The following is a 17,198-nucleotide window of genomic DNA, read 5'->3' as shown; positions in this document are numbered from 1 at the left end:
AGGCAAAGGAGCCAGATCATGCATAAACCTCTCGCGCTCGCTCAACGTTGTATCAGCTGGCGCGGCTAGCATGATAGCGCATTTGAGCGAAGCCATCACCCCCAACCGAATATTGTCGCTGGTTTTGGAGTTCGGCCTGTCAACCTGGGTCTAACACCGACGGGGCGCGGAACGATGGATTCCAATTCGTTTGGCCGGCGGCTATGGGTGTTGTGCGGTGACAGCGGCCTGATGCATCCGGTGACTTAAAGCCCAATGACGCCCGCCTCGAAAGGTGCCCGGTGAAAAAAAGCGATCAAACGAGACTGTTTTCTGGAAAGCACATCCTGATCGTTGAAGACGAGTACTTCCTCGCCGATGAGACCCGCCGTAAGCTTGAGGATCTCGGGGCGATCGTCATCGGCCCAACGTCAAGCGCTCGCCGTGCCCTCGAGCTTCTCGACCACGAACACGTCGACGCGGCAATCCTCGACGTTTCTCTTGGCGACCAGCTTTTGTTGGCCCTTGCCGATGGACTGGATGCCAGAGATATCAATTTCGTCTTTGCCACTCGCTACGACCCCACCCTCATCCCCGTCAGGTACAAGGGATTTGTGCTCTGCGAAAAACTGTCCAGTCTCGGGCAGATCGCCCTTGCTCTTTTTGGCCCGGAAGATGGTTTGGAGCGGCTCAACTGATCGACGGCCCGACCCGTTGGCGCCGCGTGGACCATTGGGGCCTCCGATAACGGGAAAACCGGACGCGCATCAATGAGCGTAGAGATAAGCCGCCAAGTCCCGCGCTTCCTTTTCCGATATTCCGGTGGCCGGCATTGCGGTCTTGGGAGAATAGGCCTGGGGGGCGACGATCCAGCCGACGAGATTGTCGGCGGAGTTGTTGAGGACGCCGGCGATATAGACCCGCTCGCGCAGACCGGAAAGATCGCCGCCAACCTTGCCGTCGGCACCTTCGATGCCCGGAATTGTATGACATCCACTGCATCCATATCGGCGAAAGATTACCGCCGCGCGGGATGGGTTACCTTTCGTCATGGCGATCGCACTGGCTTGCCTTTCGGACCGCCCACGATAGAAGTCTGTCAATGCCAATGCCGCCGTCAGGCTGAGCGCACAGGCGCCGACGACGACGAAGGGGCGAAGGGAGTTACGGGGCGACGATGCGGGTTCCACTTGCGCCTCCCTTGCCTGAATCCCTGATCCAGAGAGCGGTCAACGCCAGCGCGACGGCGGCATAGATGACCCCTGCAGGCACCCACATCACCAGGCCTGCCATCTGCTGGTCTTCGAGCGGTAACAGCCCCCAATCCCCTGAGACTCGCGTCTGCAATCCGTAGAGCACGTTCGGCGAAAGTGCGATCAAGGCGCCGAGAATGCTCATATGCAGCATGGTCACGAAGAGATGCAAGGCAGCAAGTCCCCTGTTGGTCTTCCAGAAGACCGACCACCAGAACAGGATGGCGGTCGAAAAAAAGCAAAGATGCTGCAGGCGATGCAGGGACGTGTATTCGACAGCGGCGTCGAAGAGCACGGGTGCGTGCCATGCCCAGATCGCCATGCCGTGCAGCAGTGTAGTGATGGTGCCGTTGCTGAGAAACGCCCAGGTCCTGCGCACACCGTTTGCGGCAAGGGCCCCTCCTGTCCGACGCCTGATGGTCTTCGGAAGGCCCCAGAGCAGCACCGCCGACGGGCGCGCCAACACGAGAAGCGGTGCGGAAACCGCCATGACAAGTTCGTGCTCGATCATATGGACGGTAAAAAGCTGTTCCCCCAACCAATGCAGCGGCGAGACAAGGGCGCTGGCAAGGACGAGCCACCCGGTCCAGAAGGTCAAGCTCCGGCGCGCGAAGGCAACACGGCTTGCAGCTGATCGCGGTCGGAAGCGAATATTGCCGCAGCCATAGAGGATTGCGATGAGACCGAGCGGCACAAGTATCCAGGGATCGGCCGTCCATGGAAGGGAAGTCAAATGGGCATGGTGATCATGCGCCACCGCCGGGTTGCTCCTTGCAATGGCCAGAAGAAAGACGAGCGCGTTTCCTGTTTTCATAGCCGCGGCACCCAATAGATGCATCCGTAAAGGGGAAGCCAGGCAAGCACGACAAAGTTCCAGTAGAGCGCGTTGTCCTCGACGTCGCCGTATCGCCGCGCATTGTCTCCGTGTTTTGAAAACATCACGCAGGCAAGGACGACGGTATCAACGAGATCGGTGACGATATGGGTCGTATGCAGGCCGAGCATGGTCCAGACGATGGATCCATACGCGTCGTCGTCCCAACCTATGTGAAGGCCAGGAAATTCGAAGGCGCGGGGTATAAGCGGAAGGACCCCCAAAATGGTCATGACGATCAGGCCCGCCCGCACCTTGCGAAGGTCCCGCTGCTTCGCCCATCGCGAGACCAGCATGTTCGGCACAACGCTGGCAAGAAGCAAAACAGTCAGGATGGTGCCGGCAAGAAGGTCCGGAGGAGGGGCTTCAATCGGCCACCGCGGCGCCAGGCTCATCAGATAGAAGTAGACGGCGATCGCCAGAGCAAATCCCGTGCCTTCGATAAGCATGAAGGCGCTGGTACCCCAAAAGGTCAGGCTGGCACTGCCCATCCCATGCGGGGGAAGTTTCGACAGATCCAGCGCTATGCGTTCCTTCACGATTCGTCCTCCGGCGTATGCTTCGGCCAGAACCATCCGGTCAACGTAATCGCCACTGGTATCGCTCCCCAGATGACCGCCCAGGGGCTGAAGATCGAGGCGATCAACATGATGCTTGTGGCGATGGCTGCCAGAAACGGCCATATGGAATCGGCGGGCGAAGATTCCCTGGCTTCAGGATCGCCTGATGTGACGGTGCTGACGATGAGTTCGCGCCGGTCAAGCCGCAATCCCGTTGCGACCGGCAACGTCTCGCCCGACGTCCAGAGCGGCTCCCGGGACTCGACCACGGGAATATGCCGGAAATTATAGGGAGGCGGGGGCGAGGCCATCGCCCATTCCAATGTCGACGCGTTCCAAGGATTCGAGCCGGCTGGTGGGCCGTGCCGGAAACTGCGCAGGACATCGATGAAGAACACCAGGAAGCCGGCGGCGAGGATGACCGCGCTGAGGCTGACAAACAGGTTCAAGCCCGCCCAGGGCAGTTCTGGCGGATAGGTGTAGACGCGCCGCGGCATGCCTTGCAAGCCGAGGATGTGCATCGGGAAAAAGGTGAGGTGGAAGCCGGTGAAGATCAGCCCGAAAGCCCAGCGGCCGAGCCTCTCGCTCATCATCCGGCCGGTCATCTTCGGAAACCAGTAGTAGATCGCGCCGATGAGCGGGAAGACGGAACCGCCGATCAGCACGTAGTGAAAATGGGCCACCACGAAATAGGTGTCGTGGACCTGGGTATCGAACGGTACCGATGCGACCATGACGCCGGTCAGCCCGCCGATGACGAAGGTAATGAGGAAGCCGATGATGAAAAGCATCGGCGTCTTGAAGACGGGGCGTCCATCCCAAAGCGTTGCCAGCCAGCAGAAAATCTGCGTTCCGGCAGGAATAGCGATTGCCATGCTTGATGCGGTGAAGAAGCTGCTGCCCAAGCGCGGTAGGCCCGCCACGAACATGTGGTGCACCCACAGGCCGAATGCGAGAATACCGGTTGCAATCATCGCCAGCACCAGCGGCAAATAGCCGAAGGTCGGGCGCTGCGTGAATGTGGAGATCATGGCGGAGACCATGCCGACGGCAGGCAGGAAGATGATATAGACTTCCGGGTGCCCGAAAAACCAGAACAGATGCTGCCAGAGGAGGGCATCGCCGCCTTCTGCAGGGTTGAAAAATTGCGTGCCGACCAGGCGATCGAGAATGAGCGATGAACTGGCGAGCATGATCGCCGGCATTGCCATGATGACCAGAAAGGCGGTGATCAGCATCGACCAGACGAAGATCGGGATACGGTCGAGCGACATGCCAGGGGCTCGAAGCTTGAAGACGGTTACGACGATTTCGACGGCAACGGCAAGGGCAGAAACCTCGGTGAAGGTTATCATCTGGGCCCAGATGTCTACACGCTTGCCGGCCCCATATTGCGGGCCGGAAAGCGGCACGTAAGCGAACCATCCGACATCGGGCGCGCTATCAAGAGCAAGCGAGATCCACAGAACCAACCCTCCGGCGACAAACATCCAGTAGGAGAAGGCGTTCAGCCTGGGAAAGGCGATGTTGCGGGTTCCCACCATCAGGGGAACGAGATAGACCGCCATCGCCTCCATCACCGGCACGGCGAAGAGGAACATCATGTTGCTCCCATGCACGGTAAAGATCTGGTTATATCGGTCCGCGCTGATAAAGCGCGCCTCCGGGAAGGCGAGCTGCAAACGCATCGCGAGCGCCAGCATGCCGCCGAGCATCAGGAAGACGAAGGCTGTGGCGATGTAGCGACGGCCGATGATCTTGTGATCGACCGTGGAGAACGCCCCGAGCAGCCCGGATGGCGTCGACCAGGTGCGACGCAGAAAGCCCTCGGCCTTTTCGTCGCCGGCAGCCAGATCAGCGGGGGAGGGAGTTTTACCGTGCCATGTCATTGGAGCTCCCTCATATAGGCACTCAATTGGCGCAGCTCTTCGCTGGTGACGGGGACCAACGGCATGTTGTTCCCGGGCTTCAGCGTTTGCGGATCGGCGATCCATGCGGCAACTGAGCCCCGCGTATTTTCGAGCAGTCCCGCGCCGATCGTGCTTCGGCTGCCGACATGGGTGAGATCCGGGCCTGTGGTGCCAGATGCTTCGGTGCCGCGGATCGTGTGGCATGCGGCGCAGGGCTTGCTCATGAAGACCAGCTTCCCGGCGGCCGCATCGCCATCTACTGGTGCGGCTGCGGCACCCCTTTGCGCTTCCAGCCATCGGGCGTAGTCCTCCGGCGCTTCGGCGACAACCAGCAATGCCATGTGGCTATGCTGCAAGCCGCAGAATTCCGCACACTGCCCGCGGTAGACGCCGGGCCTGCTGGCATGAAGCGTCAGCGCATTTTCGCGTCCGGGCACCAGATCCTGTTTCCCGGTGAGGTTGGGCACCCAAAAGGAATGGATGACGTCACTTGCCTCCAGCCGCAGGCGGACGTCAGCCCCGACTGGGATATGCAGCTCGTTGGCCGTCTGGAAGGTCTTTGCAGGGTTGGCATCGAGATAGGTGAACTGCCACCACCATTGCTGGCCCCGAACGACGATCATCGCAGGATTGGCCTTCGCGCGATCGAGGCTCGCCGTTGCGTAAAAGCTGGCGGCGGTCAGGAAGGTTATGACGGCGAAAGTCGCAACGACTGCGCCGGCTACGACCCTGCCCATGGAACGCTCGGTCTGGAGCCCGCCGGGGGGCCGCGTCGCCCGACGAAGCAGAGCCCATGTCATGACGCCCATGACCAGTACGAAGACGATGCCGCAGACAGCGACGAAAAGAAATATGAGGTTTTCCAGGGCCAAAGCGGACGGCCCGTTCGCATCGAGCGCCGATTGCGGACCCGCACAACCGGAAAGAAACAGGATACATGCCAGGGCGACTTTCAAGGCTGGACACCTCGATCGGAGCGGACGCCGGCCGGTCCGACCTGGAAAAGACCTGCGGCGGGTGCGCGGTTTTCCGCCGGCCGCGTATGCTTGTCGTCGTTCCGGCTGGGCGCTGTATAGGGAGCGGAATAAGCGCCGATCGACCTCACATAGCCGGCAAGCTGCCAGATCTGGTCGCTCGTCATGTTGTTTTTGTAAGACGGCATGCCGTGAGGCCGCCCGTCCCGAATGGATGCCACGACCGATACCATTTCGGAGCCATAGAACCACCAGCCGTCGAGGAAGGATGGACCTGTTCCACCGCGTCCATCTCCATGACAAGTAGGACAGCCGAACCAGGAATAAAGGCGCTTGCCCTGGCTCAAGTCATAAGCCGTCGTCTCATAGGGTTTGCTGAGCGCGAAATAGACATCCGGCGGCGTGCCGCCGATGCGGTCGGGCAGCAGGCGGAACTGGTCGAGCGCTGAAGTGACCGGCGGATCGGCCCGGTATTGGCGTGGATGTCTTGCCCATCCGAGGGCGACCCCGATCAGCGACATGCAGAGGAGCAGCGTTCCTGCCGCAAGCCAACTGAAATGTCTGGTCGCGCTCATTGTCGTCGCCCTTGGATTAGGATGGCGCGCCCGTGGGGCTGAGGCTCACCGGCAACAGCTTGTAGGATGGGGTCTTGGCTTTGGCGTCGTGATGGGCGAGCGGAAAGAGTGGGTTCGCCTCTGGGTAATAGGCAGCGCAACATCCCTTGGGCATGTCGTGCCGTGCGATCCTGAAGCCCGTGACACGGCGCGTCGTGGCGAAATCGATGGCAGTCGTCAGATCGACGAAGTCGCCGTCCTTAAAGCCCAGCCGCTCGATATCCTCCTCGTTCATGAAGACGACTTTCCTGGTGCCGTCCACGCCGCGGTAGCGATCGCCATAGCCGTAGATTGTCGTGTTGAACTGATCGTTCGAGCGCAGTGTCGCAAGATTGAGTACCTCGCCGGCGGCTGGGTCGATGTCGAACTCCGGAAAGAGCCGCGGCGGCGTTATGAAATTGGCCTTCTTGTTGGAGGTCGCCCATTTGCGCTGCCGTGCCGGGACTGGTCTTGGAATGCCGCCAGGCTGGAACAGACGCTTGTTGAAATCCCTGAAGGTTTCAGGGTAGGTCCCTTCGATCGCATCGCGGATTTTCGAATAGTCGCCGACCCATTCATCCCAGGGCACACGGCCATTTGTCAGCGTCGCCTTGGCAAGGCCTGCGATGATCGCGGGCTCTGACAGGAGTTCCTTGCTGGCGGGCTTTGCCCTTCCGCGTGATCCGTGGAAATGGGCCACCGAGCTTTCGATCGACACGGCTTGCGGACCGCTTGCCTGTTCATCGATTTCGAGGCGGCCGAGACAGGGTAGGAGATAGGCAATCTCGCCATGGATGACATGGCTGCGGTTGAGCTTCGTGGCGATCTGAACGCTCAGTCGCAGCTTCCGCCATGCTTCTTCCATCGCGTCAGTTTCCGGGATGGCGCGCAGGAAATTGCCGCCGAGGCTGATAAAAGCCTTGGCTTCGCCTTCCATGATCGCCTTGCAGGTATCGACCGTCGAGCGGCCCTCCCAGGTCGGCGGCTCGAACTGATAGAGCTCCGACAACTTGCCGAGCGGCGCCAGGCCCGGCTTTTCGGTTATTCCGACCGTGCGTTGGCCCTGAACGTTCGAGTGACCTCGCACGGCACAGATATTGGCGCCGGGTTTGCCGATATTTCCCCGCAAAAGAGCGAGATTGACAACCATATGAACATTATGAACACCCATCACATGCTGGGTCAGCCCCATGCCGTAGATCATCAGGACGGATTCCGCCTTGGCATACGTGTCTGCGGCCTGGGTCATCTGTTGGCGGGTCAGACCCGAAACCCGCTCCAGTTCGGCCCAGTCATGTCGGCGCGCGGCATTGGCAAATTCCTCAAAGCCCGCCGTGTGGGTCTGGATGAAATCGTGGTCCAGCACATGCCTCCTGTCGGCCGCCGCCATCGAGGCGGCGAAGGCGACCATTGCAGCATTCGATGGATCTTTGGGCACGGCATCACTCCCCGCGACCTTGCTCGTTCCAGATGCCTTCAGCGCATCGTCAGCTTCGATCAGCGCCTTGCACACGCCGAAGAGTGCAGCAATGTCGCCACCGTTCCTGACCTGATAATACTCCGATGAGATCGGTGTCGAGCGGCCGGTCAGCATTTGGCTCGGCAGTTGCGGATTGATGAAATGTTCAAGACCGGGTTCGCGCAACGGATTGAAGGTGACGATCTTCACGCCCCTGTCGACGGCATCTTGCAGGTCGTGAAGCATCCGCGGCGAAGAGGTGTTGACGTTCTGGGCCATATAGAAAATGCAATCGCAATTTTCGAAATCGGAAAGTATAGCGGTGCCGACGGAAGAGCCGATACTTTCCGGGAGAGCTACCGACGAGCTTTCGTGGCACATGTTGGAGGAGTCGGGCAGATTGTTGCTGCCGAAGATGCGGGCAAAGAGCTGATACATATAAGCGGTTTCGAGAGACGCGCGGCCGGAGGTATAAAAATCGACCTGCTGCGGAGGGGTGGCTCGTAGCTCCCTGCCGATTTCCTCGAAGGCTTCGTCCCAGCTGACCGGTTCGTACTTATCGGTCGCGCTGTTCCAGCGCATCGGGTGAGTGAGACGGCCCTGCTCTTCGAGATCGTGATCGCTCCACTCTTCCAGTTCATGCAGCGTATGGCCTGAAAAAAATGCGCGGTCTGCACGGCGGGTGGTGATTTCCCAGGCGGTCGCCTTTGCGCCGTTCTCGCAAAATTCCATCGGATGGGGTTTGGCAGGCTTGGCCCAGGCGCAGCTGACGCACATATAGCCGTCAGCCTTGTTTTGATGGGCAAGTAGTGAGGGCCCGGACCCCGGTACGTGCTCGCGCAGAAGAATTTCTCCGAGCGCTCTCGCAGCGCCCCATCCGCCCGCTACATGGCTGCCTTCACCGATTTTCGGATTTTTTCTCGATCTAGCTGACATTTTCGCCTCGCGACATTTCTCTGCAGGATTTCCGGGCCGATGCTTCGCCACGCCGAACTCCGACAGGGACAAACTGTTCCACGCGGAGAGGTGTGCTCGCCTTTGGCGTCCATCTACGAGCGCTCGCCTTGACGAGTGGCTTTCGGTCCAATGCCGCGGATCTCCCTTCAGCATGTGCAACGCCAGCTTGCACCCACTTGCGCATAGATGATCAGTCGATGGGGTTGGGTCCGAGGAGCGACAACAAGGACCCGCGTGCTCGGTTGACCCGGCTTTTCAATGTGCCGATCCTGCACCCGCACAGCCTTGCAGCGTCCTCGTAACTCGTTCCGGTCGCCACCAGTATCAGCGCGCGGCGCCTGTCGTCCGGAAGTTTCGCCATTGCTTTTTGTATCTCGCGCTCCCGCAGCACCCACTCCTGGGCAGGTGCAACTGCGATTTGTCCCACCGTCGCGTCCATTCCGGTCGGTTCGCGTTGCTGCCGGCGATAGTTGGAGCAGAATGTGTTTCGTAGGATTGTAAACAGCCACGACCGGAGCGAGGTGCCGGGCTGGTAATGATGGATCGACTTCAACGCCTTCAGCAGCGTTTCCTGCACGAGATCATCGATGTCATCCTTGCTTCGTAAGAACCTCCGGGCAAAGCAATGCAACGCAGGCGTTAATTGGATGATCTCCATCTGGATGATGGATGTATCCTTGGTATCCAAGTCGGAGTGTACTGAGAAAGAGGACGTCATTTTTTCTCTCCTGTAATGGGAAGAAAAGCCGAACGCGTGCTCTTCGTTGCTGTACGATACCGGACAGATGGATCGTTTTGCTCCGCCCCCTCGTTTTCCACGGAGGTGCGCGTAAAGGCTTGGCACCTGCCGGAACAACAGAGATCATGAGCCAGAATGAGGAGCCCGAAGCGCTGAGGCGGCTCGTCGTCAGCGGACGACGTGCCTTTCAACCATCTGGCAAATTGGTCGGATCCAATCAAATCCAATCGGTGTTTACCTAGATTGGGTGGCGAAGGATTGGTGTATAAGCCTTTCAACTGCGAGGTCCTCAACCACTCCGGCGCCGCCTCGTCGTGTTGCTGACAACCAGCCGGCGCAAGTGCGGACTATCGCACGCTGCGCCATTTCGGCTTTATCCTTCCACTTCGCCATAGAGCTGGCCGCACATCGTCAGCGATCGCCGCATCGCCGCCACGCGCTCTTCGGCATCTTTGACAGAATAGGCCCAGACGTCTGTCGCCCAGCTCTTGCCGTCCATGTCGTATTGCAGAGCGAACCTATAGAGCTTCCGATGATCACTGTCGGTCGTGACGAAACCAGCATCCGGATCGTCGCGATCGTTTCTCACTCTGCTGAATATCAGGACGTTCACGACATACTCCTCCCCTAGTGTCATCGGCAGCGCCCTGAATCAGACGCCGCGTACCGAGGCTTAAACCAAGGGCCATGGCTTTCGTTCCCTCCGACCAGCAGTCCTTGCAACCGCGACCGGCCATCCCGCCGTTCTCATCGGTCGCCTCTGCGAGGGAACGATCTGGCGTTCGCGGACGTCATGGCGGAGCTAATCGATGGGCAAAGCGTCTGGGCGAAGGAAGCTGATGTTGAGGCTCCCCGAGATCCGTCGACCCCGACTGCTACCGCGTCAACCGTCTGCAGTTCGCATCACCAGAAACCGTCGGAAGGCCTCGCAGTCGCTGGGGTCTTTTTGCCGCTGCCAGGGGGACCTTTTTGCACCGCCAACGTTGTCTTCCTACGAGAAGAGGAGAACGAGATGTCATCGAAAGCCACCAGCGCGAAGCAGCGCGATATCCAGGGTCAGGTCGAAAAGGCCGACGAGAAAGCGAAATCGAAGGCGACCGGTGCGATGCAGGCTGGCGCTCGGCACTATCCCGAACCACCGTTTCCGAAAGTTCATCAGGACAAGCCCGGCTCGGAAGCCGATCTTCCGCTCCCCCCAATGTACGACGCACCGTTCTACAAGGGCTCCGGAAAGCTTAAAGACAAGGTCGCCCTTATAACAGGTGGCGATTCCGGCATCGGCCGTTCCGTGGCGATCCTCTTCGCAAGGGAGGGCGCCGACATCGCCATCGTTCATCTCGACGAGGATCAGGATGCGGCGGACACGAAGGCGGCTGTCGAAAAGGAGGGCCGCCAATGCCTCGTCATCAAGGGCGACGTCAAGGATCCGAAGTTCTGCCGCGACGCTGTCCAAAGGACTACCAAGCAGTTCTCGCGCCTCGATGTACTCGTAAACAATGCCGCGTTCCAGGTTCACACCGCGGACATCCAGGACCTGACCGACGAGCACTTCGATGAGACGCTGAAAACCAACCTTTACGGCTACTTCTACATGGCGAAGGCGGCCATACCTCACTTGACGAACGGGTCGGCGATCATCAACACCGGATCGGTCACAGGACTGGAAGGTTCGAAGGATCTGCTGGACTACTCGATGACGAAGGGTGGAATCCACGCTTTCACAAAGGCTCTCTCAAGCCAACTCGTTGCAAAGGGAATTCGCGTTAACGCCGTGGCGCCGGGACCCGTCTGGACACCATTAAATCCTTCGGACAAGCAGGCCGATGACGTTGCGAAGTTCGGCAGTCAGACGCCAATGAAGCGTGCGGCGCAGCCCGAGGAGATCGCGCCCGCATACGTCTTCCTCGCGTCCCCGCAGATGTCGAGTTACATCACCGGCGAGATTTTGCCGATCGTCGGCGGATATTGAGAGGGTGGGCAGACGAGTTTCCGGCCGCGGTGTTTGAAACGTCGGCGATCAGACGCATTCGTTGCAGATCTCGTTACGCCGGCGTGTTTAGTCGAAATTTATTCGGGAACTCGATCTTCTAATCAAAGTTCATTCCCCGAGGTCATCAAGATCTCTCGAGAGGAGTACAATCATGGCATCCACTGGAACAGATACATCGCATTCCAAAGGCGGCTCGAAGTCGGGCGCAGCCAAGGGTGCTTCGTCGGCAAAGACAGGCACCTCGTCAGGCAAGCAGGGTGGCTCGCACGAGCAGCACGTCAAGGCCGGCGAGCAGAGCCACAAGAACTCGAAGTAACTTCGAATTCTTCATTCGAATGTCGACGGGCGCGGATCACTCCGCGCCCGAACTGTATCAGGCGGTTGTCGGAGACGCCTTGCCGGTCTTGCTGGACAGGCTCACTCATCACTGCGAGATCATCGAAACCGGAAACGATTCCTGGCGCTTCAAGAACCGATCTCAAAGCTAACCAACAACCTCATCACCCGCACTTGGCCCACCCTCTGCAACCTCGACCAGCGCCGGGCGTGCCAGGTAGGCTTGCCTTGATCCGCGAGGCGGGCGGGGTCATGCTACCCTATCGTGCCGGCGGCTGGCTGCTTGCTTCCGGCGGGCTGGGGCAGGCAAGCGCCCCTCGCTTTTTCCGGCGCTGAACGATATGCACGATCTTGCCTGATCAAACATGAGGAGCATCCGGTGATCCACGAGTTGCGCATCTATACATGTCTGCCGGGGAGGCTGCCGGCACTGCAGCAGCGTTTCGAGACCGCAACGCTGGCGATCTGGGAACGCCTCGGCATCCGCTCACTAGGCTTCTGGACGACGATGATCGGTTCTTGCAGCAACGACCTGACCTACCTGCTGGAATGGCGGTCGCTGGCGGAGCGCGAGCAGAAATGGGCCGAGTTCATAGCCGATTGCGAGTGGCAGGAAGCGAGGGCCAAGAGCGAGGCGGATGGGCCGATCGTCGCCAACATCGTCAGTTCACTGCTCCAGCCGACACGCTTCTACCGCGGCTTCTCCAAGCCATCGGAGTAACGGCCAGAAACTCCGCACGCAATTGATTGAGCAGGGATTTCGGTTGTGTTTCGGCGCAGAATATTGATCGGTGTCCCTTTTTGACCCCTCTCAGATTTCGTCCGACCATCCGTCTTTCGGCGGCGGAAACGCCCGCTCTGATGGACAGGCTCAGTCATCCCGCGAGATCATTGAGACCGCAAACGATTCCTGGCCCTTCAAGAACCGATCTCGGAGCCAAAGCCGTCAGTCCCCATCACCTGCACTTGATCCACCCTCTGCAACCCCGGCCAGCATGGAGCGCGCCCAAATGCTGATCGCTTACAAAGGGAATACTGGACGCCAATAGGCGGTCGGTTTCTGTTCGCCGTTGACACGCATCGCTACTTCAGCCCGATGCCGGGCGATCACTTCCTCATAAGCTCGGGGGCGCCCGTCCCTCTAGCGAAAGCGGAGGTCGACAAGCACGCCCGTGGCTGGAACATAGGAGCGATCATGTGCCGGTCTGGATCGAGCGAGAAACCGGAGCCGCTACCGGATCTATCGCCTGGTAAACGACTAAGCATCCAAGAAATTCGTCAGATTGGAGTCGTGGTATCTCGACTATTTGCTCCGCTTTTCAACGCGTCAACTTGCTCCGCAAGACGATCCTTGATCTCGTCGTGAGCGTCCGGTGCCACTCCGACAGCGCGCTCATAAACGTCCGATGCAGCGGCTTTCCCGCGGTCGACGAGTTGGGAGGTCTGAGCGCCCAACGCTTCCTTGGCGGCATCTGAGGCTTCTCCTGCGAATTCATCTTCCGCTTCAGTGCTCGGGAGCACTGCACCGATAGCAGCCCCGACCGCAAAGGCCAGGGCGCCTCCAACCAGCGGCTGATCGCGAAACTGTCTGAGGATCAACGTGTTGAGCCTGGTAGTCTGTTCGCTCAGGTTTGCCGCAGCGTAAGAGGTTTGGTTGGTCAATGAACTGGCAGTTCCCGCCGCGCGGTCGGCAATCTCTTTCGCAGCATTCTTGGCCTGTTCCCACTTTTCGGCGGCCCAGCCAGACGCTGCGTCAAACATCGCCCCGGTCTCGTCGAGGATTTGATCGACCTGCTTGCCGCTCGCATCAACGAAACCGCGATATGTCTTGCCTGATTCGTCCATGAAATGGCCGGCTCGGCGTCCTGTCTCGTCGGTCAGGGCCCTCAGTTGTTTGCCAGACCCGTCGCCAAAATGGCTATAACGCACTCCCCCGATCGACGTCGGCGGGCCTAGGCGGCGCACCGGTCCTTGAACGGGATAAAGCGCATAGTCGGGCTCCACCGAAGCCGGTGAAGTAGACGATGAGGGAGCGCCCTTGGCCATCAACCAAGCCAGGCTAACACCCATCAACGCGACAGGAAGCGGATTTTCCTTTAGCGCCAGGCCAAGGTTTCCAACGAACTCGTTGCCGCCGCTGTTCTTGGCATAGGCCAGAACCTCATCGACCAATTGCCCTGGCGACATTCGCTCCTGGATGGCGTCGATGCGATCTCCAAGGCGTTGTCGATCATGCTCGATTTCTCGCTGAAGCTCGGCGGATGTTCTGTCTGTAGACGTTTCCATCAGAGTTTATCCTTCACGGTTTGCACGTCACTGCGGAGCGATGTTGTCGTCCGTGCGAGTGTCAGATTGCTGCGTCTGAAGGCGGCCAGGCCCCGTGCGATCAACGCCCACGCAATGATGCCGATCATCGCCCCGACGATAATCGAAGCAAGCGCATTGGCGGTCGGCTCGGCAAATCCTTGTGCTACGAGCAACGCGGCCAGACCACTCACGATGGCGCCCAACAGGACGCCGACAGCTCCGATCGCCATGACCAATCCGATAAGAAGGATTTCAGCGCCGCTTAAAACATCCGATAGTTTTTCGGATGCTTCGGTTTTGGCTAAATCGATCTCCTTGCGCAAAAGACCGGTGACATCACGTAGAAGTCCGCCGATCAATTCGGAAAGAGGCGCATTCTCTGGGGTTTTAGTCATTTGAGGCGCCCCCGCTTGCAGAAGCAGCTCTCATCTTGGCCGATGTTTCGATTGGGCGAACTTCATCGCCTCGTTTGGCGGAAGCGATCAAAAATCGACTTGCTGATAGTCCGGCAAGCGCCGCGATTGCGAGGAAGGCGATCGGCTGCTTGCGTCCGAAGTTCTCGGCCAGAGTGGCAATCTCGCCAAGGTCCTTGCCCTCGATCTTTTCGGCGACAGCTGCGACGCTTCGGCCGATCTCGCGGGCGTAGCGGCCGACCTGTCGCTGATCAGAGCTTTCGAGCTCTGCCCCGACCTTCTCCAAGGCGGCCGCGACGCCACTAACCTGATGACCGACAAAGTGGGTTTGTTCGGAAACCACCTCGTCCACCTGCTGAATAACGGCTCCGGAGCCCTCCTTGATTATCTGCCTCGTCGAGCTGATGTCTTCGCTCAGCTTGTTTTTAAAGTCAGTGACGGGTGAGGTGTCTGGAGAAGGACTGGGTTCCGCTGATGGAAGGGAAAATTCGTTAGTCATCGAGGGCCTCCATAGATGATTGTGGTGCCGAACCTCGATCTTGTAGTTTTGTTCCCGATGACAAACTTTGTGTGGGAAAGAGCTTCGGTGCCGACCGCCTGGGGCGTGTGATCACTCACTGGCGGCGGAGGTCGCGTCTCCAGTTGGAACGAGTATTGTCAGATTCGGAGATAGTTGAGTTTGCACCCCTGGCAAATTTGTCCTCCGGGCATCCGACCTCTTTTGCGAGCTTCGCGAGGGCGGATGGCCTAGGAGCCTTGCCATGTTCTGGCGACCGCGGTGCCGGCGGAAATCCTGGGTTCTCGGCGTCCTGCCACATCACTCGAAGCCGCTCGCCTGCAGGTTGGTTTCTGCCTTCGTTTTGCTATCTAACTGGTCTTTGACACCTATGGGCCCATTTGCCCTCATTAGAGGGTCACGGCGACGTCCCTCAGAGACGCCGCCATGACTGACCTTTAGCTCTTGATTGCGATGCGCTTGACCTGCGACTGCGCTTTCTCGCTCTTCGGCAAGGTCACGGTGAGCACACCATTCTTGAAGATGGCATCGACTTGATCTTCCTTGACCTCGACGCCGAGCGGAATGCGGCGCTCGAAGCGGCCGTAGTAGCGCTCAGAAAATTGGCGGTCCTTGTCCTCGGTTTCCGACTGCTTTTCGCCTTTCAGCGTCAGCACGCCATCATTGAGCAGGACTTCGATGTCCTTCTCCTGAAGGCCGGGGACCTCGGCCGTCACCTTAATCTCCTTTTCGTTATTGGAGACCTCGACGCTCGGCCATCCGCCACCGAAGGTATTGGCGCTACTCAATGACGGCAGGCCCGAACCGAAGCCACGCAACACGTCGTCGAACAACCGGTTTACCTCGCGATGCAATGACAGGAACGTATCCCGGTCGTCATCACGCAAAAGGCTTGGAACCTGATGGCCGTTGGTCCGGCTCCAAGGTATTAGATCACGGACACCCATGTCTTTACTCCTTTCTATTGGCTCGGCCTCTTCCATCGGTGCCGGGCATCGCCCGCACCTTTGCCTTTCCCGGAAGGCTTACGCCGCTTGTTTCTCTGCTTCGATCTGCTTCGTCTCGACCTTGGGCAGCGCCTGATCTGTCTTGATCTCGATCTGACGCGGCTTCATCTCCTCGGGGATTTCGCGCTTGAGATCGATGCTCAAGAGACCGTTTGCGAGACCGGCACCCACGACCCAGACGTGGTCGGCAAGCTCAAACCGGCGCTCGAAGCTCCGGCCGGCGATGCCATGGTGCAGATACTGGACGTCTTCGGCGCTCGGCTTCTGCCCCGCAACGACAAGCATGTTCTGCTCCTGAGTCATCGTCAGTTCGTCCTGGGAGAAGCCTGCTACCGCCATTGTGACGCGGTAGGCGTCATCGCCGGTTTTTACGATGTCATAGGCTGGCCAATTATCCCTGGTCTCGATGCGACTTGCCGGTTCGAGGGCGTTCAACATTCGCTCAAAGCCGATGCTTGAGCGAAACAGGGGCGAGAAGTCGAGGTTTGTCCTCATAGCCATATCCTCCTTTGAAGCAACATGGATACAAGGAGGCGCCAAAAAGCATTAGCGCCTCCTGGACTTTTTGCCGATTCTTTCGGAATTGATTAATATAATTCAGCTGGTTACGGATTCAAGAGGAGCGGAATTCCGCCCAAAAAAAATGGACGTTTTTGCCTTCTCCTCCATATGAACCAGATCAATGCTTTTCGCGAGAAAGGAGCCAATCAGACATGACCATGACTTTGCAAGACGTCGTCGCTGTCCTTGGTCCAGTCGACGAAACTCTCGTGAGCGCGGTTATCGCGACCGGTGCCACTCAAGCCGAACTGGCGGAGGCGTGGGCCTGGATTAGCAACGACGAGGCCTTAATGGGAGAAGGGCGCCGTCTGCCCACGGGAAGGGTCGCTACGCTTGCCGATCTACTGAAGGATGACGAAGACGAAGAAATAGAATAGCTCGCTGGATCGGAGCAATAATCGTAAGGCAGGCCAGCCAAGATCAAGCGGTTCGCATCCACATGCGTTGGCGATCGTCAGCTCGGATAGAGTTGCCGGCCGAGGTGGTTGACGAGCGATTGAAGATCTGGCGGCAATGTTGCAACGTTTTTTCTTTCACGGGCCGCCTGCAGCCGGATCATGTCGAACGCGAGGACATGAATAGTCGAAATCTCGCGGTTTCCGGATTCCAACTGCTGGATTTCCACCAACGGCAGGCCAAGCCGGTTCGCGAGCTCCGCCTGCGTAAAATCCAGTTGCTCACGGGCTTGGATAAGTTCTGACGCTTTCATCGCGGCACCTCCGTCATTACCGCTTCTGGGTGTTTCAGTGCCTCAGCTCAAGGTTTGGCT

At 58.9% G+C, this 17,198-nt stretch carries 20 protein-coding genes and 1 pseudogene; 6 read left to right on the top strand and 15 right to left on the bottom strand.

The window, feature by feature from the left end:
- Positions 1-281 precede the first annotated feature (281 nt).
- Positions 282-677 carry a response regulator gene (locus RLEG4DRAFT_RS60160; protein ID WP_003576745.1) on the top strand — a complete coding sequence of 132 codons (396 nt, stop codon included), beginning with the start codon at positions 282-284 and terminating at the stop codon, positions 675-677.
- A 69-nt stretch (positions 678-746) separates the two neighbouring features.
- Here RLEG4DRAFT_RS60160 and RLEG4DRAFT_RS60155 read toward each other — a convergent pair whose 3' ends face one another.
- From RLEG4DRAFT_RS60155 to RLEG4DRAFT_RS60115, 9 genes are all read right to left on the bottom strand, one after another.
- Complete coding sequence (locus RLEG4DRAFT_RS60155) at positions 747-1,169, bottom strand: c-type cytochrome (protein WP_003576747.1); 423 nt, start codon at positions 1,167-1,169, stop codon at positions 747-749.
- Complete coding sequence (locus RLEG4DRAFT_RS60150; RefSeq protein WP_003576748.1) at positions 1,144-2,046, bottom strand: cytochrome c oxidase assembly protein; 903 nt, start codon at positions 2,044-2,046, stop codon at positions 1,144-1,146. Before RLEG4DRAFT_RS60150 ends, RLEG4DRAFT_RS60155 begins: the two co-directional genes overlap by 26 nt.
- Positions 2,043-2,645 carry a cytochrome c oxidase subunit 3 gene (locus RLEG4DRAFT_RS60145; RefSeq protein WP_003576750.1) on the bottom strand — a complete coding sequence of 201 codons (603 nt, stop codon included), beginning with the start codon at positions 2,643-2,645 and terminating at the stop codon, positions 2,043-2,045. Before RLEG4DRAFT_RS60145 ends, RLEG4DRAFT_RS60150 begins: the two co-directional genes overlap by 4 nt.
- A complete protein-coding gene (gene ctaD / locus RLEG4DRAFT_RS60140; protein ID WP_003576752.1) occupies positions 2,642-4,555 on the bottom strand; it encodes a cytochrome c oxidase subunit I in 1,914 nt (637 codons plus the stop codon). The genes RLEG4DRAFT_RS60145 and ctaD overlap by 4 nt, the downstream gene beginning before the upstream one ends.
- Positions 4,552-5,532, bottom strand: coding sequence for a cytochrome c oxidase subunit II (coxB, locus tag RLEG4DRAFT_RS60135; RefSeq protein ID WP_003576754.1), 981 nt, complete (start codon positions 5,530-5,532; stop codon positions 4,552-4,554). The genes ctaD and coxB overlap by 4 nt, the downstream gene beginning before the upstream one ends.
- Complete coding sequence (locus RLEG4DRAFT_RS60130) at positions 5,529-6,125, bottom strand: c-type cytochrome (RefSeq protein WP_003576756.1); 597 nt, start codon at positions 6,123-6,125, stop codon at positions 5,529-5,531. Before RLEG4DRAFT_RS60130 ends, coxB begins: the two co-directional genes overlap by 4 nt.
- A gap of 16 nt (positions 6,126-6,141) precedes the next feature.
- On the bottom strand, positions 6,142-8,538 hold the full coding sequence (locus tag RLEG4DRAFT_RS60125) for an FdhF/YdeP family oxidoreductase (RefSeq protein WP_003576758.1): 2,397 nt from the start codon (positions 8,536-8,538) through the stop codon (positions 6,142-6,144).
- 211 nt (positions 8,539-8,749) lie between these two features.
- Positions 8,750-9,277, bottom strand: a complete 528-nt coding sequence (locus RLEG4DRAFT_RS60120) for a sigma-70 family RNA polymerase sigma factor (RefSeq protein ID WP_003576760.1) — start codon at positions 9,275-9,277, stop codon at positions 8,750-8,752.
- A gap of 394 nt (positions 9,278-9,671) precedes the next feature.
- Entirely contained in the window at positions 9,672-9,911 is a 240-nt protein-coding gene (locus RLEG4DRAFT_RS60115) for a hypothetical protein (RefSeq protein ID WP_171898188.1), read from the bottom strand.
- A 399-nt stretch (positions 9,912-10,310) separates the two neighbouring features.
- Here RLEG4DRAFT_RS60115 and RLEG4DRAFT_RS60110 point away from each other — a divergent pair, with 399 nt between their 5' ends.
- The 4 genes and pseudogenes from RLEG4DRAFT_RS60110 (at position 10,311) to RLEG4DRAFT_RS60095 (ending at position 12,345) form a co-directional block, all read left to right on the top strand.
- Positions 10,311-11,267 (top strand): SDR family oxidoreductase, encoded by a 957-nt coding sequence (locus RLEG4DRAFT_RS60110; protein ID WP_003576764.1) that lies wholly within the window; start codon positions 10,311-10,313, stop codon positions 11,265-11,267.
- A gap of 172 nt (positions 11,268-11,439) precedes the next feature.
- A complete protein-coding gene (locus tag RLEG4DRAFT_RS60105) occupies positions 11,440-11,604 on the top strand; it encodes a hypothetical protein (protein ID WP_003576766.1) in 165 nt (54 codons plus the stop codon).
- Positions 11,605-11,659: 55 nt separating this feature from the next.
- Positions 11,660-11,776, top strand: a pseudogene (locus RLEG4DRAFT_RS60100) (ATP-binding protein); the annotation flags it as partial.
- A gap of 227 nt (positions 11,777-12,003) precedes the next feature.
- Positions 12,004-12,345, top strand: a complete 342-nt coding sequence (locus tag RLEG4DRAFT_RS60095; RefSeq protein ID WP_003576768.1) for an NIPSNAP family protein — start codon at positions 12,004-12,006, stop codon at positions 12,343-12,345.
- A gap of 557 nt (positions 12,346-12,902) precedes the next feature.
- Here RLEG4DRAFT_RS60095 and RLEG4DRAFT_RS60090 read toward each other — a convergent pair.
- The 5 genes from RLEG4DRAFT_RS60090 to RLEG4DRAFT_RS60070 form a co-directional block, all read right to left on the bottom strand.
- Positions 12,903-13,910, bottom strand: a complete 1,008-nt coding sequence (locus RLEG4DRAFT_RS60090; RefSeq protein WP_003576770.1) for a DUF3618 domain-containing protein — start codon at positions 13,908-13,910, stop codon at positions 12,903-12,905.
- Complete coding sequence (locus RLEG4DRAFT_RS60085) at positions 13,910-14,326, bottom strand: phage holin family protein (RefSeq protein ID WP_003576772.1); 417 nt, start codon at positions 14,324-14,326, stop codon at positions 13,910-13,912. Before RLEG4DRAFT_RS60085 ends, RLEG4DRAFT_RS60090 begins: the two co-directional genes overlap by 1 nt.
- Positions 14,319-14,843, bottom strand: a complete 525-nt coding sequence (locus tag RLEG4DRAFT_RS60080; RefSeq protein ID WP_003576774.1) for a hypothetical protein — start codon at positions 14,841-14,843, stop codon at positions 14,319-14,321. Before RLEG4DRAFT_RS60080 ends, RLEG4DRAFT_RS60085 begins: the two co-directional genes overlap by 8 nt.
- 455 nt (positions 14,844-15,298) lie before the next feature.
- Positions 15,299-15,808 (bottom strand): Hsp20/alpha crystallin family protein, encoded by a 510-nt coding sequence (locus RLEG4DRAFT_RS60075; RefSeq protein ID WP_003576778.1) that lies wholly within the window; start codon positions 15,806-15,808, stop codon positions 15,299-15,301.
- Positions 15,809-15,886: 78 nt separating this feature from the next.
- Positions 15,887-16,363: an Hsp20 family protein gene (locus RLEG4DRAFT_RS60070; protein WP_003576780.1), complete on the bottom strand. Its 477-nt coding sequence runs from the start codon at positions 16,361-16,363 to the stop codon at positions 15,887-15,889.
- Between the two features lie 218 nt (positions 16,364-16,581).
- Here RLEG4DRAFT_RS60070 and RLEG4DRAFT_RS60065 point away from each other — a divergent pair, with 218 nt between their 5' ends.
- Positions 16,582-16,806, top strand: a complete 225-nt coding sequence (locus RLEG4DRAFT_RS60065) for a hypothetical protein (RefSeq protein WP_003576782.1) — start codon at positions 16,582-16,584, stop codon at positions 16,804-16,806.
- A gap of 77 nt (positions 16,807-16,883) precedes the next feature.
- On the opposite strand, the gene RLEG4DRAFT_RS60060 is transcribed toward RLEG4DRAFT_RS60065, so the two are convergent.
- A complete protein-coding gene (locus RLEG4DRAFT_RS60060; RefSeq protein WP_003576784.1) occupies positions 16,884-17,138 on the bottom strand; it encodes a helix-turn-helix domain-containing protein in 255 nt (84 codons plus the stop codon).
- Positions 17,139-17,198 lie beyond the last annotated feature (60 nt).

Source organism: Rhizobium leguminosarum bv. trifolii WSM2297, assembly GCF_000271845.1.
Note: the sequence above shows the minus strand (reverse complement) of the source record. Positions and strands in the feature narration are given on the sequence as shown.

Excerpts from the sequence above, each read along its gene's own strand:
- RLEG4DRAFT_RS60080 (WP_003576774.1), bottom strand. The coding sequence starts at position 14,843 with ATGACTAACGAATTTTCCCTTCCATCAGCGGAACCCAGTCCTTCTCCA.
- RLEG4DRAFT_RS60070 (WP_003576780.1), bottom strand. The coding sequence starts at position 16,363 with ATGAGGACAAACCTCGACTTCTCGCCCCTGTTTCGCTCAAGCATCGGC.
- RLEG4DRAFT_RS60075 (WP_003576778.1), bottom strand. The coding sequence starts at position 15,808 with ATGGGTGTCCGTGATCTAATACCTTGGAGCCGGACCAACGGCCATCAG.
- RLEG4DRAFT_RS60060 (WP_003576784.1), bottom strand. The coding sequence starts at position 17,138 with ATGAAAGCGTCAGAACTTATCCAAGCCCGTGAGCAACTGGATTTTACG.
- RLEG4DRAFT_RS60150 (WP_003576748.1), bottom strand. The coding sequence starts at position 2,046 with ATGAAAACAGGAAACGCGCTCGTCTTTCTTCTGGCCATTGCAAGGAGC.
- RLEG4DRAFT_RS60090 (WP_003576770.1), bottom strand. The coding sequence starts at position 13,910 with ATGGAAACGTCTACAGACAGAACATCCGCCGAGCTTCAGCGAGAAATC.
- RLEG4DRAFT_RS60105 (WP_003576766.1), top strand. The coding sequence starts at position 11,440 with ATGGCATCCACTGGAACAGATACATCGCATTCCAAAGGCGGCTCGAAG.
- RLEG4DRAFT_RS60065 (WP_003576782.1), top strand. The coding sequence starts at position 16,582 with ATGACCATGACTTTGCAAGACGTCGTCGCTGTCCTTGGTCCAGTCGAC.
- ctaD (WP_003576752.1), bottom strand. The coding sequence starts at position 4,555 with ATGACATGGCACGGTAAAACTCCCTCCCCCGCTGATCTGGCTGCCGGC.
- RLEG4DRAFT_RS60110 (WP_003576764.1), top strand. The coding sequence starts at position 10,311 with ATGTCATCGAAAGCCACCAGCGCGAAGCAGCGCGATATCCAGGGTCAG.
- RLEG4DRAFT_RS60120 (WP_003576760.1), bottom strand. The coding sequence starts at position 9,277 with ATGACGTCCTCTTTCTCAGTACACTCCGACTTGGATACCAAGGATACA.
- RLEG4DRAFT_RS60130 (WP_003576756.1), bottom strand. The coding sequence starts at position 6,125 with ATGAGCGCGACCAGACATTTCAGTTGGCTTGCGGCAGGAACGCTGCTC.
- RLEG4DRAFT_RS60125 (WP_003576758.1), bottom strand. The coding sequence starts at position 8,538 with ATGTCAGCTAGATCGAGAAAAAATCCGAAAATCGGTGAAGGCAGCCAT.
- RLEG4DRAFT_RS60085 (WP_003576772.1), bottom strand. The coding sequence starts at position 14,326 with ATGACTAAAACCCCAGAGAATGCGCCTCTTTCCGAATTGATCGGCGGA.